At 45.3% G+C, this 14726-nt stretch carries 10 protein-coding genes; 7 read left to right on the forward strand and 3 right to left on the reverse strand.

Annotated elements, in window-relative coordinates; genetic code table 11:
• Window positions 1-1123 precede the first annotated feature (1123 nt).
• On the forward strand, window positions 1124-2011 hold the full coding sequence (locus QUB06_RS32010) for a PEP-CTERM sorting domain-containing protein (RefSeq protein WP_333438709.1): 888 nt from the start codon (window positions 1124-1126) through the stop codon (window positions 2009-2011).
• A gap of 96 nt (window positions 2012-2107) precedes the next feature.
• Here QUB06_RS32010 and QUB06_RS32015 read toward each other — a convergent pair whose 3' ends face one another.
• Together QUB06_RS32015 and QUB06_RS32020 are read right to left on the reverse strand one after the other, a co-directional pair.
• The gene (locus QUB06_RS32015) at window positions 2108-4762 is read right to left on the reverse strand and encodes a C39 family peptidase (protein WP_333438710.1); all 2655 of its coding nucleotides are present in this window, start codon (window positions 4760-4762) and stop codon (window positions 2108-2110) included.
• 432 nt (window positions 4763-5194) lie between these two features.
• Window positions 5195-5644, reverse strand: a complete 450-nt coding sequence (locus tag QUB06_RS32020; RefSeq protein ID WP_333438711.1) for a peroxiredoxin — start codon at window positions 5642-5644, stop codon at window positions 5195-5197.
• A 225-nt stretch (window positions 5645-5869) separates the two neighbouring features.
• On the opposite strand from QUB06_RS32020, the gene QUB06_RS32025 reads away from it, so the two are divergent.
• The 3 genes from QUB06_RS32025 to QUB06_RS32035 all read left to right on the forward strand — a co-directional run bounded on the left by QUB06_RS32025 (window position 5870) and on the right by QUB06_RS32035 (window position 6831).
• Window positions 5870-6136, forward strand: coding sequence for a hypothetical protein (locus QUB06_RS32025; protein WP_333438712.1), 267 nt, complete (start codon window positions 5870-5872; stop codon window positions 6134-6136).
• Entirely contained in the window at window positions 6129-6368 is a 240-nt protein-coding gene (locus QUB06_RS32030) for a type II toxin-antitoxin system HicA family toxin (RefSeq protein WP_333438713.1), read from the forward strand. Before QUB06_RS32025 ends, QUB06_RS32030 begins: the two co-directional genes overlap by 8 nt.
• 151 nt (window positions 6369-6519) lie before the next feature.
• Window positions 6520-6831, forward strand: a complete 312-nt coding sequence (locus QUB06_RS32035) for a DUF433 domain-containing protein (protein ID WP_194061062.1) — start codon at window positions 6520-6522, stop codon at window positions 6829-6831.
• 16 nt (window positions 6832-6847) lie between these two features.
• On the opposite strand, the gene QUB06_RS32040 is transcribed toward QUB06_RS32035, so the two are convergent.
• Window positions 6848-9583, reverse strand: coding sequence for a DNA methyltransferase (locus QUB06_RS32040; RefSeq protein WP_333438714.1), 2736 nt, complete (start codon window positions 9581-9583; stop codon window positions 6848-6850).
• A 93-nt stretch (window positions 9584-9676) separates the two neighbouring features.
• On the opposite strand from QUB06_RS32040, the gene QUB06_RS32045 reads away from it, so the two are divergent.
• From QUB06_RS32045 to ileS, 3 genes are all read left to right on the forward strand, one after another.
• Window positions 9677-10087: an Npun_F0494 family protein gene (locus QUB06_RS32045; protein WP_333214647.1), complete on the forward strand. Its 411-nt coding sequence runs from the start codon at window positions 9677-9679 to the stop codon at window positions 10085-10087.
• Window positions 10088-10250: 163 nt separating this feature from the next.
• The gene (locus tag QUB06_RS32050) at window positions 10251-10415 is read left to right on the forward strand and encodes a hypothetical protein (protein ID WP_333438715.1); all 165 of its coding nucleotides are present in this window, start codon (window positions 10251-10253) and stop codon (window positions 10413-10415) included.
• A gap of 263 nt (window positions 10416-10678) precedes the next feature.
• Window positions 10679-14293, forward strand: a complete 3615-nt coding sequence (ileS, locus tag QUB06_RS32055; protein ID WP_333438716.1) for an isoleucine--tRNA ligase — start codon at window positions 10679-10681, stop codon at window positions 14291-14293.
• Window positions 14294-14726: the final 433 nt, after the last annotated feature.

The following is a 14726-nucleotide window of genomic DNA, read 5'->3' on the forward strand; positions in this document are numbered from 1 at the left end:
CTGATTTTTCGCTCATCTGACTACATTACCATATTTCTCGGCTCTTACTCTCACTATTTTTCACCTGAATCCTTACCTGTCGGCGATATATTAATAGCATTTAAAAATTTGATCGATTTATGCAGCGCATAAGAGTGCAGAAACCACCGACCGAGTTAGAAAGAACCCACGATGCCTGCAGCGGATGTAGGGCCGGAAGTTGATTGCGTGTTCTAAAAACGTGCGATCGTTCTTGCCGTATGATTTTTTTTGATTATCCAATTCTCGCTTTGGGCGGCACTTACAGAAAAAGTGGTGATTCACAGTTTTGACGCTCAATTGAGAGCCTGTTGGGTTGAACGCTTATGGTAAATTTAGTAAAATTGTTGTGCGCGATCGGCATTTGAGGAGTTTGAGGAATGAAGTCATCCCAACCAAGGTAATTATAATTATTAGACATCTCCAGCAAAGCCTGTCTTGAACAGGCAGGATGCCTGTTCCACAATAATTATTGGAGAGGTATATGGAACAGGGCTGGCGATGAAAGACAATGTATGAAAATTATTAATCAAACGATCGAATTATTAATAAAATCCGGCCTCGGCATCTACAACATCACGCCCTCAATTGTCAAAATTAATTGGTAATTGATAAAAAATCAATTAAGTCGATCGGCAGGAAAAAATAATAATATCTTGTAGAGGCGGGTACCGCCTATATCTCGACTAGCAGGCAGTTTATTGCTGTTCTCAACCGCCCAAACCCGGTAGTCGGTTTATTTGCACCTACAGGACTTATCCAGCCCCACTACAATACTGTGCCTGCGTAAGTCCTGTATAGCAATCCTAAGTAAGTTGTGTAATTCTTGTAGGGGCAAAACCCACGCCCGGTTGCCCCGCCTTGGGTGGGGTAGGCACTCTTAGCACTACCCCTACATATTTTTACAACTGGTGCGAGGATTGCTATATGTAGCTACTGGCATTGGTTGGGTGTTTTAAGCAATCTATTTAATATGATGCAATTGCCCGACCAAATCCTTAGCAAAACTTTAAGAAGTTCGGCCCGAAGGTATGATTTACTAAAAATTAAAAACTGTCGAGCGAGCAGACTTGACAATTTAACAATGATTCCCAGGGAGCATTTTATGAAATCCATTGCTAAAAACAGCATCCACTGGACTTACTCACTGGCTATTTTCTGTGCCCTTTTCGCACTACAGCAACAAAAAGCTACAGCAGCAACGCTATCTCATGGCTGGAATTATGCGATCGATTCCTTCAACGACGGCGTGACAGGGCCCCAAATCGGCGGCGGGGAATTTGAATTTTACGGCATCGCCATCAAAGAAACATCAGATACAGCTTTCATCGCCATCAATTCTAATCTAAGTTTAGCAGGATATGCCGACCCACTAGCTCAAAGAGGCAACATCAACTACGGCGATTTATTCTTCAATTTTTCCGGTCAAAACTTCAATACAGCTAACGCAAACGGCAGCTTGTTTGGTATCCGCTTTGCCGCCGGAAATGACTCAGGCGTCGCGACAACAGGCGTTTACACGAATGTTACCGCTAAAAGCGTTACGCAAACTAACTCTGGCTTTACCAATTTAAATCAATTCAATACGGTAGTTGCATCTCAAGGCGGCACCCCATCAATGGGCGATTTAGCGGCCACAGACCCCTATTTTCAACAAACCGGAAACTCGACTATTCTCAACTCAATTGCTACGGGTACAAAAGTAGGAGAAATCAATTTTTTAACGCCAGCAACTTTGAGCGTCCTCGGTCTTGATTTCGGTCAGTTTAATGCAGTAGGTTCTCAAACAATTGGATTCAGTTTCAATAAATCCTCAATGCCTTCGGGGAACTATATTGCTAACTTTTTTGCCGAGTGCGCTAACGATGCGATCGCCATTAAAGGCTCGTTTGAGGCTGTACCTGAACCTTCTACTTGGTTCGGTACTTTACTAGGATTGAGCTTTTTAGGTATTGGCGCAGCAAAACGCAAAATTAAGCGCAAGATTTCCTAATTTAGGTAGGGTGTGCATTAAGTACCTTACGAATAGCTGTTATGCACACCTTACTAATAGCGGTAGTGCCTCACAAATTGCCAAAAGTAGAGTAGATTAGCGAGAGATAAAATGCGCCCAAACATTCCCATCTGGCCCAGCAACTTGATTGACATAACTGTAGGGATACATCAACTTTCTCCCCTCAGTATCGCTGTAACCAGTGAGTGCATCTCCCCAAGGATCTTGCACGATATAACCCTGAGAATTGTAGCCAATTACAGTCAGAATATGACCGGCCGCAGTAAAATCTCCTGCTAAAACTACTGGCCGCCGATTCAGCAATTCCGATCGCACCGAGGCCCACGTGCGAGTCGTACTAAAACTCGTCTTAAACCCGTAAGCCTGAATCAGCGCCGAAAGCACGCTGTGATCGGTTTGAGAACCCTGGCCGGCATAGTCGAAACACCACTGCAACAACTCATCCTCCAACTGTCCGCCCCACTCAGAACGAACGCCGTAGTAATAAAATACCATCGCGATCGAAGTTACGTTGCAAGTAGACCAGTCAAAACGCGGATTGTCCCGCTGCGAAAAATACGGCACGTTCAATTCCACATTGTTCGGAACCGGATCGAAAATTTTATCTCCCCGCTTGAACTGAACAAAACTAGGAAAAACATAACCTGTATTGCCAAAATTCGGCAGTTCTTCAGTCAGGGAAACTTTCAGGTGAGATCCTTCCGCACCGTAGCTGTTCACGCCGTAAACTCGACCTAAAGGCAGCGTAGTTCTCTCGGTACTGCTCAAGCTAGCAGAATCTACCGGCCGTTTTTTAAACACAGTTGCTTGCAGGATTGTCATCGTCAAAGCACTGGGGTCAAAGGCAACTTCTTTGCCGTCTTTTTTAATTTTAACGTCCTGCCAATAAATAAATCCGATATTGCCGAAACCGGGAATTGATTCGGCGAGAGTTACTCGGAAATGCCCCAAAATGCAGGCATAACCAGTGATGGCATAGGTGCTGCCTAAAGTTATTTGAGCAACTTGATTTGCAGGCAGTTTAGATGAATCTTCGGGTTGAGCTTTAATCTGAGTTGTTTGAATTACCAACAGTTGAGCGCTGACGTTGCTATTCGGTACGTCAGCCAGGTTAAATTTTAGGATTTGAGTACCTTTGGTCAACTGAACGTCGGGTTCGTAAAAATAGCCAAAAGTGCCGATCGGCGAAATTGCTGAATCCACAACCACCTTGAGATGCCCGTCAATAAATCCGTATCTGCTAACCGTCAAAGTCTGGCCTGCTTTGACAAAAACTTTTTGCTGATTGTTGAGCCGGGAAGAATCAAGCGGAGCTACCTTAAACAAAGTGTCAGAAACTATTTTTAAGGTCAAACCTTGTCCCACAGTTAGCGGATCGGAACTTACGGTAATGTAAATTATTTGGCTGCCAGTAACGTTGCCTTTGCTGTCAGTTGCCCGCAACCTGAGCCACCGAGCTCCCGCTACGCTAAATCCTTTAGACAAATTAACTTGCCAAGTGCTGGCCTCTTGGTTTAGCGTGACGCTTAGGGGAAATGTATCCTCAGCTATCACCTCAATTTTTGCTGTTTTTTCTCGGTCAAAAGTACCCCGAAGGACGATCGGCTGATTTACCAAAACTTCTGACGGCCCTTGATAAGTTAAATTCGGAGCGGGATTGAAAGATTTGCCACCGCGGCTGAATTGCACAAAATCGGGATAAATGAAACCCGTATTGCCAAATTGCGGCAAATTCTCGGTCAGGGAGACTTTAATGTGGCTTTGTTCGATCGAGAATCCGGCAATTCCGTAAATCATTCCCGCCGGCAAGGTAATTTTTTCTTGGGGTGGCAGGCTAGCGGCATTTAGCGGCCGCTTTTTAAACACAGTCGTTTTGATGATTGTCATCGTAACTGCATTTCTATCATACTCAATTCCCCTGCCGTCTCGCAAAATTTGGACGTGCTGCCAGTACAGAAATCCCGAAGTTCCTAAGTTAGGAACTGCCCGAGCAAAAGCTACTCGGAAATGGTTTTCCACGCAAGCGTATCCGAGAATATTGAAAGTTTCTCCCAGGTTAAATTGTAATTTCTGAGTTGCTCCTAAAGTTGCAGAATCTGTGGGATTGAGCTTTAACCAGGTCTTTTTGATAACCCACAGTAACTGCATTCCAGGCGGCGGGGCCGGCAACTCGGCGCGATCGAATATGAGAATTTGTGCGCCTTTGGTTATGAGGACGTGTTTTTCGTAGAAAAAGCCAGAGGTTCCCACCGGAGGAATTGGATTATTTAGTTGAACATTCAGGTGTCCGTCTTCTAACTCGTAGTCCCTAATTTGATAAGTTTTACCTGCTGGTATTTCCGCTTTTTGCAGGTTGTTGAGATTGCTTGCGGGCAGTGTTCCGACTTTGAATGCGGTATCTCTGAGAGTAATTAACGTGAAAAATTGAGCGGGTGACTGAGAAGCCGGATTAACTTTGATGTTAATTGTTTGTTGTCCGATAACTTTGCCGGTCTTATCAGTTGCCTTTACCTGCAGTGTGCGAGTTCCTGCGCTATCGAATCCTTTTTCTAAACTGATGTTCCAAATGCCTCTAGAGAGATTTATCCCTACATTCAGGGCATTTGAGCCTTCTGTTGCTGAAATCGCTGCCACTAAATTTTTGTCAAAAGTGCCAAGTAAGACAGCGGCTCTATTGACCTCAATTTCTCGCGGGCCTAAGTAACTTAAAATAATGTTGCTGTTTGTCATTATATATCCCCCTACCTACTTAATTATTCAGCTAAAGCAAGGATAACTTCTGATTTTATCAAACACAATGACCTGAACCAGGATAAAATCGCCCCTAGATTCAGCCTACGGGCGGTTAATGCCTTTTACAGCAAGTTTTTAATTATTGGCGGGAGTTGCGCCACAAATCTCACTTTAGGCGTACAATAAGCACCTTAACGGAATATATGCCTGGTTGAGGGGATTTGTGGTGCAAGTTTTGAGGGAAGGAATTTAGTTCGAGTAAGTTGCTTCCCCCTGTACCCTTGACCCCTCACTTCCTGAGTCAGGACTTACGAAAAAAACCCGGTTCCTAGGAGAATATTGCCTATAGCAACGAGGCATCTAGGAAGGAACCGGGTTTTTAGCCGTTTGGTGCGTCCAGGAATGTTAGTGCGATCGGCTAAACTTCGACTAAACTATGGTGACAAGAATATCTTGAGCGTGAGAGTCAACTTTCAGATTTTCTCCTTCATAAACCTGAATGATTTTGCCGGTACCGTCGATGACGAAAGTAACTCGCTTGGCATAACCGCCTTTCTCGACATTCTCGACATCGTAAGCTTTGGTAATCGTGCCATCAACATCTGCTAATAGTTGGAAAGGCAAACCGTATTTTTCTGTGAACTTTTGGTGCGATTCCTCGTTGTCTCGGCTGACACCGAGAATTACTAAATCTTTGCCTTTGTATTCTTCATAAGCTGCTTTGAAGCTTTGGGCTTGTCTGGTGCAGCCGGGGGTGTCATCTTTAGGGTAGAAATACAAGATGACGGTTTTACCGGTGAAGTCGGAGAGGGAGACGGTGTTGCCGTTTGTGTCTTTGGCGGTAAACTGAGGGGCAGCGCACCCAACTGGTAATGTCATAGTTTTGTTTCCCTTGCGATTGATAAAGATATTTTAGTTGATTTTGTGCTGCTGTTGTGTCTTAAATGCGGGATACGGGATTGAGTGCCGGAAACGGAATCTCAGCACTCTGCAATAGTTCGGTTGGGTGATTCTCCGCCTTGACTTGCGGGCGATCGCGTGTTAAATTATGGGCGTGTCCTCCGAATTTGCTGACGCTATTAAACTTGATGAACTAAGTAAAATATGATAGACTTTTACACTGTAATTATCAGAAAGAGTGCCAATTATTGGGTGGCGTTGTGTTTGGAGAATGGATTAGTGGGACAAGGAAACACTCCCGAACAATCTATTGATAAACTTAAACAAGCTATTGAGTCATTTTCCGAAGTATATGAATCAGAGTCTGATGTTTATCTCTGTCCTCTTGCTATTAATGAATTGCACGAATTTCTGACTTTAGAAGATGCAGAAGCCTCAGACATTTATGAACTAAGAAAAGTTTATGCCTAAAAACCTTCCATCTTTAAAACCTAAAGCATTAATTAAGATTTTAGAAGAAAACGGATGTCAGTTTTACCGAGAGGGGAAAGGGGATCATAGTTTGTATATGCGTGAAATAGAAGGCCGAAAAAGGATTGTTCCGATTGATATGGGTGCTGGGGAAATGTCCCCGGCTTATGTGTTGCGGATTTTCAGGCAATTTGGGTTTACCGATCCAGAAATTGAGGGGATGATTAGTTAAGTCCGCATTAATATGCTCCCTGGTTGGCTATTTCAACATTTGGAGTATAGCCTTTGCAACTCAGAAAAGCGATCGCCTAAAATGGCTTTTACAGCCAAACTCGTCTAACCTGTCATAAAATAGAAGACACATCCTATATTAATTCCCTACCATGTCGATCGCAGTCATTAAAGAACATATCGAAATCACCCCAGGAATCTGTGGGGGAAAACCCCGTATCGCCGGACATCGCATCCGAGTTCAGGATATAGTTGTTTGGCACGAACAAATGGGAATGTCACCAGACGAAATTCTCTATCACTATCCGAGTATTACTTTATCTGACATCTATGCAGCTTTAGCCTATTATCACGATCGTCGAGATGAAATTCGCTCTGCAATCGAAGCAGATGCAGAATTTGCTCGCCAATTGAAAGCTCAAACCCCATCGCTATTGCAACAAAAATTAAAAAATCGTCTGTAATGAATTCACTGGGATTTTATACAACAGGTGGCAAACAGGGAGCGATAACCGGTAATCCCTCAGTTTCTCGCTGTGCAACTTCAAAATTTAATTCTAATAGAAACTTTAAGGGGTCTTGGTTGGCTTTGATACCGTAGGCTTTGCAAACGAGTTGGTCTAATTGGGCATGGAGTTTGGCAAGTTGGCTGGCGGGTTCATCAAAAAATTGGTTGTATAGTTGGGTAATGCCGCACTGTTTGCGCTCCATATACTCGGTGCGGTAGTCATGGAGAACCTGCATGGCTGCTCGAATTTCAGTTTTGGTTTTTTCTGGGCAATTTTGGGGAAAGGGAAATGTTTCAAAACAAGTGCTGTTAGTGTAACGTGTATCCGCTTTAAGGGTTGAGCTTTGCGCTTTGACCCATTGGCGATGTAGATTTGAAGTTAGGATACCAAGAACATAAAAGTCATCTGAAACTACTGCTCGCACAGCATTACCTGGAAGCCAACTAGACGGACAAACTGCATAAATTGCCCACTTTGAAGTTTCTGGTACTGCAAAGTAGCACGATAGGGAGATCAGCTCTTTTTTTAAAGCAGGTCTACTTTCACCATGTCTCCACCAATTATTTTTATAAGTATCTCTACGATTTTTGTCTCTTTCAGGTTTAACTGTTAGTTTTAAGTGTTCAAAAGGAAGTGTATAGTCACTAGCATCTTCAATACTCATATTATAAAAATCAATAATCCAGCGATCGGGTAAGCAGTTAGAGTTTTTTGTTAAATTATCACCTGTCGAAAAAAGCTTAAGAACTTCTTGATTAATGGGGTTGATACCAATCCAAGCTTTAACCTGTTGCTTAGTAACTATAAATCCTTTACCAATTGGAGTGACACCTTGAAAGCACCAGTTAAGATTTGCCTTCAGTCGCACTGCTTGAGAAACGTCAACCTCGGCTTTCAGAGAAGAGTTAATATTTGAGACAATTGTGTGATCGATACGGTAGGTTAATTCTTGAGCGTCAGAGGTTTTGAGCCAGTTGATAATACTGATATGTACTTTAGCTTCACCAGACCAAGGTTGTGTGGAGATGGCATCGTAAATGCAGCCGCCATTTTGGGCGATGTAATCTAGGGCAGCTTTACGACTTTTACCCTGAGAAATGGAATTGGTGGCGACTAAACCAGCGCGGCAATTTTCTCCTAAATGTTGATGGGCAAGACGGAACCAATAGGTGCAAAAATCCACAGAATCTTTTACTTCTGGAAATTTAGCAAAGATGCGATCGATATATTCATCACCCAAAACCAAGCGCATCTGCTTACCACCCAAAAATGGAGGATTTCCAATAATTACATCAACTTGTTCCCACTCGCAAAACAGGGCATCATCACAGCGGATATTGCGATCGAGATTATCGAGAGGTAATGCTTGCTCTAATTCCAGTGCCAGGTTCAACTGTACAACATTGAGCAACTGGTTTTCTTCATCTAAGGCTAACTTTTTGGCAAGCATCAGCGTCACTTTTGCTAATTCCACGGCAAATGGTTTGATATCAATGCCATAAAACTGGCTTGTCTTCACTAGCGACATCGTACCAATCGCATTAGCAGCACGAGAGAAATTCTCATGAATCTTGGTTAGCAATTGTGCCTCTAGCCGCTTCAGTTCCCGATAAGCAACATAGAGAAAATTACCGCTGCCACAGGCAGGATCGAGCACTTTAAAATCGAGCAATTCTTGCCGCAGTGCCAACAAATCTTTCAGCGTCTTCGCATCTTCAATCCGTTCTCGCCACGGGCGTATAATGGTAGGTAAAACTACTTTTTGAATGTCTGCCTCGCTGGTATAATGGGCGCCCAACGCATGACGTTCTTTTTTGCCCATACTGGACTCAAACAACGCGCCAAAAATCGCAGGTTCTACCTTTGACCACCGTTCCTTTGCTGCCTCCAATAGCAGATCGATTTCGCTGCGAGTCAGGGCGATGGGTTCCACAACTGAAAAGATACCGCCATTAAAATATGATACATCCCGATAACGGCTGTCTTTAGGTGCGGGGCGAGCGCTCCCCATTTGCCGAAACAATCCCCCAATCAAGTCGTAGGAACTGACTCGATTCCTCTGGCAATCACCTAAAAACTCGGTGAATAAACCGCGCGGCAACAAATCGATATCTTCAGCAAATAATGCTACTACACACTGAAGGATAAATCTTTGAGCCGTTTCTACTTTTTCGCCACGCTCTACTAACCGATTGAAAACTAGAGCAACTTTGTCAGCAGCCGTTCTTGTGACATCAATTTGGTTGTTATTGAATAAAGGCTGGCGATTTTCGGGAAAAAGAAAGTTAAAGGCTGTTAAGCGATGGGGTAACTTTTGCAGATTTACGCGGTCTACAGGTTCGCGCAGTTGTAAATCGAAGTCATAAATCCAAAATTCATCAAAGTTGCAAAGAACCACATATTTAGGACGTTGCGGCACTAGCTCCAGCCAATATTCAAAGGCTTGCTGATAGTGTTTTTCCAGTTTTTCGCCCCGTTTTTTCATCTCCAGCAACAACCGGGGCCGCCACAGCAAATCAGCAAATTTCGTAGTTTTGCCTTTCGCCTTTACCCGAAATTCTAGTTCGGCTCCCGCTTCCTTGTAGCCCGCATGACCGAAGGCTTGAAACAGGCGATCGCAGAATACCTGAGCTTCCCCTTTCTCGTCTCCCTTCAAAGTACGAACGTATTCAACAAACTTGTTGATATTATTTAGTGTATCGGTCATAATAAGTCCCTACCTGTTAGGACACGGCATTGCCGTGTCCCTACCTATATCTGTAACAATTAAAAATATAATACCTATTCAGAGGTTCTCTCAATGACTTTTATCCCATCCGAAGCGTTTAAATCTATTAGTTATCCCGATCGCACTGTCAAAAGAGCCGATCGCGCCGTCCGCTGTTCCCCTTTTCAATTACACTTCTTCCAGACCATCCGCGATAACAGTGTTTTCCTAACTGCGATCGCCTCAAATTCCGGTGTCGAAAGCGGCTACACTCGATCGCCCGTATCCGAACTCGTAGCCGAAAACTCCCTACTCTGGCTGATCCAAGTCGGCGTGTTGCGGCGGGAAGTAGACGGACAAGGGATTACCGACAGTTTTCGCCTTACGCCCCTGGGCCGCCAACTCGTGGAAAAATGGGAACAGCAAGGACAGGGAGTGCCGGCCGCGTCATTGTGCGATCGTATGGGAAATGCCGTTAGCCGCGGATTGGGAGTATTTCTATGAGGGGTTTTTACTTGCCCTAGCCCGACAGTCCGACAGGGAATGAATTCCCTGTCTCATAGCGAAAGTCGGTTAAAACCGACTGCAAGTCTAAATTCAACTTGATGTTGAGTTTCGCATTTCACGTTAATCAACCTCCTCAGTCCTCTTGCAGAGGACTTGCGCTATGAGACAGGGATTTCAATCCCTGTCGGACTCGCCGTCAAACGAGTTAGACCGCGATCGCACCATAGCAGTTTTTGAAGAACCGGGCGATCGCATCCCTGTTCCAACCTTTGCCGCATCCTTTAATCTCACTGTCGGTCAAATGTTCAGTTGGCTGACTGAGTAGCGCCACCTCGATTTATGAATGATTTAACCGCAGAGGGCGCAGAGGGCGCAGAGGAAGAGAAGAGAGAGCTCTCTACGGATTTGGTTCGATCAAATGTGCGGTCGATCGCCTATACTAGAATTTCTGGTTGTCAGCACTTCAAGGACGAGAGAAAACAAAAGTTCTCAGTAGAAACTTAATTATGATTATTTAACCGGACTTGATATCATCTCTCAAATAACCGCTAACTACTAACAACTAACTACATAAAAAGTTTGTCAAAAATGGAAGCTAAATCTTACAAAGACACGGTAAACCTGCCCAAGACCAAGTTTGATATGCGCGCCAACGCCGTCAAACGGGAACCAGAATTGCAACAATTTTGGGCAGATCAAGAAATCTACGATCGCCTTTCGGAAAATAACCCAGGCGATTTGTTCATCCTCCACGACGGGCCACCCTACGCCAACGGACAACTCCACATCGGCCACGCCCTCAACAAAATCCTTAAAGACTTTATCAACCGCTACCAAATGCTGCGCGGCAAAAAAGTCCGCTACGTTCCCGGTTGGGATTGTCACGGATTGCCGATCGAACTTAAAGTATTGCAGAACATGAAATCGGAGGAGCGGCTCAATCTTACGCCGATCGAACTCCGCCGCAAAGCCGCCGCCTTCGCGCAGCAAACAATGGAACAGCAGCGCGAATCCTTCCAGCGCTACGGCGTTTGGGGCGACTGGGAACACCCCTATTTAACCCTGAAACCCGAATACGAAGCGGCTCAAATCGGCGTTTTCGGTCAAATGGTTCTCAAAGGCTACATCTACCGCGGCTTCAAACCTGTTCACTGGAGTCCGAGCTCTAAAACAGCCCTCGCCGAAGCGGAATTGGAATATCCAGAAGGCCACACGTCGCGCAGCATCTACGTGGGTTTCCATGTGAAAAAGTTGTCAAAATCTTTGCAAACGAAGAAGGCGGGCACGGGGGCACCGCCCCTACAGCGCTATATGCCGAGCCTCTGGGCGGCGATTTGGACGACTACCCCCTGGACGATTCCGGCAAACTTGGCGATCGCAGTCAATCCCGAATTGACTTATGCCGTGGTGGAACCGCCGGCAAATTCCCACATCGCACAACAATTTATGTTAGTAGCTGTCGATGCGGTCGATCGGCTGTCGGCAACTTTTAACACTGAATTAAAAATACTTGCTACCTTCAAAGGCAAAGAATTAGAAGGTTGCATCTACAAACACCCGCTGTTCGATCGCGAAAGTCCGATCGTTGCCGGCGGCGACTACATTACCGCTGATTCCGGGACGGGATTAGTACACACCGCACCCGGCCACGGACAAGAAGACTTTATAGTAGGAAAACGCTGCGGTTTACCAGTTTTAACACCCGTAGACGAGAACGGAAATTTCACCGCAGAAGCCGGACAGTTTGCAGGTTTAAATGTCCTCGGAAACGGCAATGCCGCAGTGATTGATGCCCTTGCCGAAGCAAATTGTTTGATTAAAGAGGAAAGTTACGCTCACTCTTATCCTTACGATTGGCGCACCAAAAAACCAACAATTTTTCGGGCGACGGAACAGTGGTTTGCGTCGGTTGAAGGGTTCCGAGATGAAGCCCTAAAAGCGATCGCCGATGTGAATTGGATTCCCGCCCAAGGGGAAAATCGGATTACTGCAATGGTGGGCGACCGATCGGATTGGTGTATTTCTCGCCAGCGGACTTGGGGCGTTCCCATTCCCGTATTCTACGACGAAGAAACCAACGAACCGCTGTTAAATGAAGAAACGATCGCCCACGTGCAAGCCATCTTTGCCGAGAAAGGTTCCGATGCTTGGTGGGAATTGTCGATCGATGAATTGCTGCCGGAATCTTACCGCAATAACGGCCGCACTTACCGCAAGGGAACCGACACGATGGATGTGTGGTTTGACTCGGGTTCTTCCTGGGCCGCAGTTGCCCAAGGTCGATCGGAATTAAACTATCCTGCTGATATCTATTTGGAAGGTTCAGACCAACACCGCGGGTGGTTTCAATCCAGCTTGCTTACAAGTGTAGCAACTAACGGCGTTGCTCCTTACAAAACAGTTTTGACTCACGGTTTTGTACTCGATGAAAAAGGCCGGAAGCAGAGCAAATCTGAAGGAAATGTCGTCGATCCGGCCGTCGTAATTAAGGAATACGGCGCCGATGTTTTGCGGTTGTGGGTGTCTTCGGTAGACTATTCAGCCGATGTGCCTTTGGGCAAAAACATTCTCAAACAGCAGTCGGATGTTTACCGCAAAATTCGCAATACAGCTAAGTTTTTGCTGGGCAATTTGCACGACTTCGATCCGGCGAAAGATGCTGTTGCTTACGAGGAATTGCCGGAACTCGACCGCTATATGCTGCACAGAATGTGCGAGGTTTTTGCGGAAGTCCAGGATGCTTTTGAAAGCTTCCAATTTTCCCGATTTTTCCAAACTGTGCAGAATTTCTGCACGGTGGATTTATCGAACTTTTACTTGGATATTGCCAAAGACAGACTTTACATCAGTGCGACAGATACCCTTCGCCGTCGCAGTTGTCAGACGGTGATTGCAATTGCTGTGGAGAATTTAGCAAGGGCGATCGCACCTGTGTTGTGTCACATGGCTGAGGATATTTGGCAGTACCTTCCCTATCCGACTCCTTACAAGTCCGTGTTTGAAGCCGGCTGGGTGCAAATTGATGCTTCATGGCACAATCCAGAATTGGCTACTCGCTGGCAGTATTTGCGGCAAGTGCGGGGCGAAGTTAACAAGGTTTTGGAAAAAGCCCGGATGGAAAAGGCGATCGGTTCTTCTTTGGAAGCTAAGGTTTTATTGTACGTTCCCGATGTGGAAAAAAGACAGCAATTGCAAGCTTTGAATCCCAGCAGCGAAGAATTGGTGGATTATGTGCGATCGCAAAATTCAGTGATAGAGTTAGCGGCACAGGAGAAAGCAAAAGCAGCACAAGATAAACAGGAAGAACAAGCGGCCAAAGTTGCCAAAGTCTTGACAGAAAACAAAATTTATGTTGAGGCGGAAACGATCGCAGAAAAGGGATCTCGATCTTCTCAGATAATACAGTATTCTGCCCCGGAACCGTCGGCTTTAGATTTGCAGCAAATCTTAGATCGAAGCGCCGAGTTTGTGGCTAATTTGCCTGAATATGCGGGCAACTTTTTTACAGAATACCAACAAGTTTGGGTAACACTTGGGCTGTTAGCCTCTGTGTTAGTAACGGGCAGAGTAACGCTGGCGATTTTGGATACGATGAATCAGATTCCGATGTTGGGAGGCCTCTTTGAAGTCATCGGCATCTTATTTACAATCTGGTTTGCTTTCCGTCACTTGCTGTTTGCGGCCAACCGTCAAGAAATTGCACTACAAATTGATTTGCTGACAGCAGATGTGCTGGGCCAGACAACCGCGATCGTGCTTGCAGAAACAAAGGCGATCGTCCTCGCACCGCCAGTAGAGACAGCGCTTGTGCTTGTAGAAACACAGGCGATCGCACAAACAGCCCCAGCCGAAAAAGTGTTTGTAGAAACACCCCAAATCCCGCAAGCAGAATTAGTTGCGATCGAACCCAAACCAGAAATTCCTGCTTCCATAGCTGCAACCCACGATTCTACAATGACCGGCAACGGTGTAGACGAACTGCGCTATTTGTTCATTACTTCGGAAGTGGAACTGGTAGAATCCAATGAAATTCTGCAACAATTGCCGTACACTTATCAGTCTCCTGAGTTGGCGATTGGTGTAGTGAAAGCAGACGGGGAAAAGTGCGATCGCTGCTGGAATTACTCGACTCACGTCAGCGAGTCGATCGAACATCCGTTAATTTGCGAACGCTGCGTGTCAGCAGTAGACGGCAAATTCTAAGGTAGGCTGCGCTTCGGGAAAAATTCTTGAGTTTGTGGTAGCCACATTCAGCCCGAAGCGCACCTTACAATAACTTCATTTGCTTATTTCTGATTAAAAAAACGGCAGACGAATTCACCAGGGTTGTTTTGTCCAAAGTTCAAAACAGTTCCATCTTTCTTAACTGTAGTGCGATCGCGGCAATTGTAGACTTCTAGAGGCTGTTTCACTCCATCCACACTCAGAATTACCCTGTATTCCCAATAATTTTTTGCACTCCGTTTGATATCGACAATGCAAATCTCGCTTTTTTGATAATTGCGGCATATAGAGGCCTCAGCAGGAAGGGCATTCCAGAAAAAAGATATTAATAGCAAGTAAGGATTCAGGTCTGAGAGTGGGGAATTAAAGAAGGCATAAATAAGTCACAAGAATGGGCAGATATAGCATCACG

The sequence above is a fragment of the Microcoleus sp. D2_18a_D3 genome (assembly GCF_036702455.1).
Classification (GTDB): domain Bacteria; phylum Cyanobacteriota; class Cyanobacteriia; order Cyanobacteriales; family Microcoleaceae; genus Microcoleus.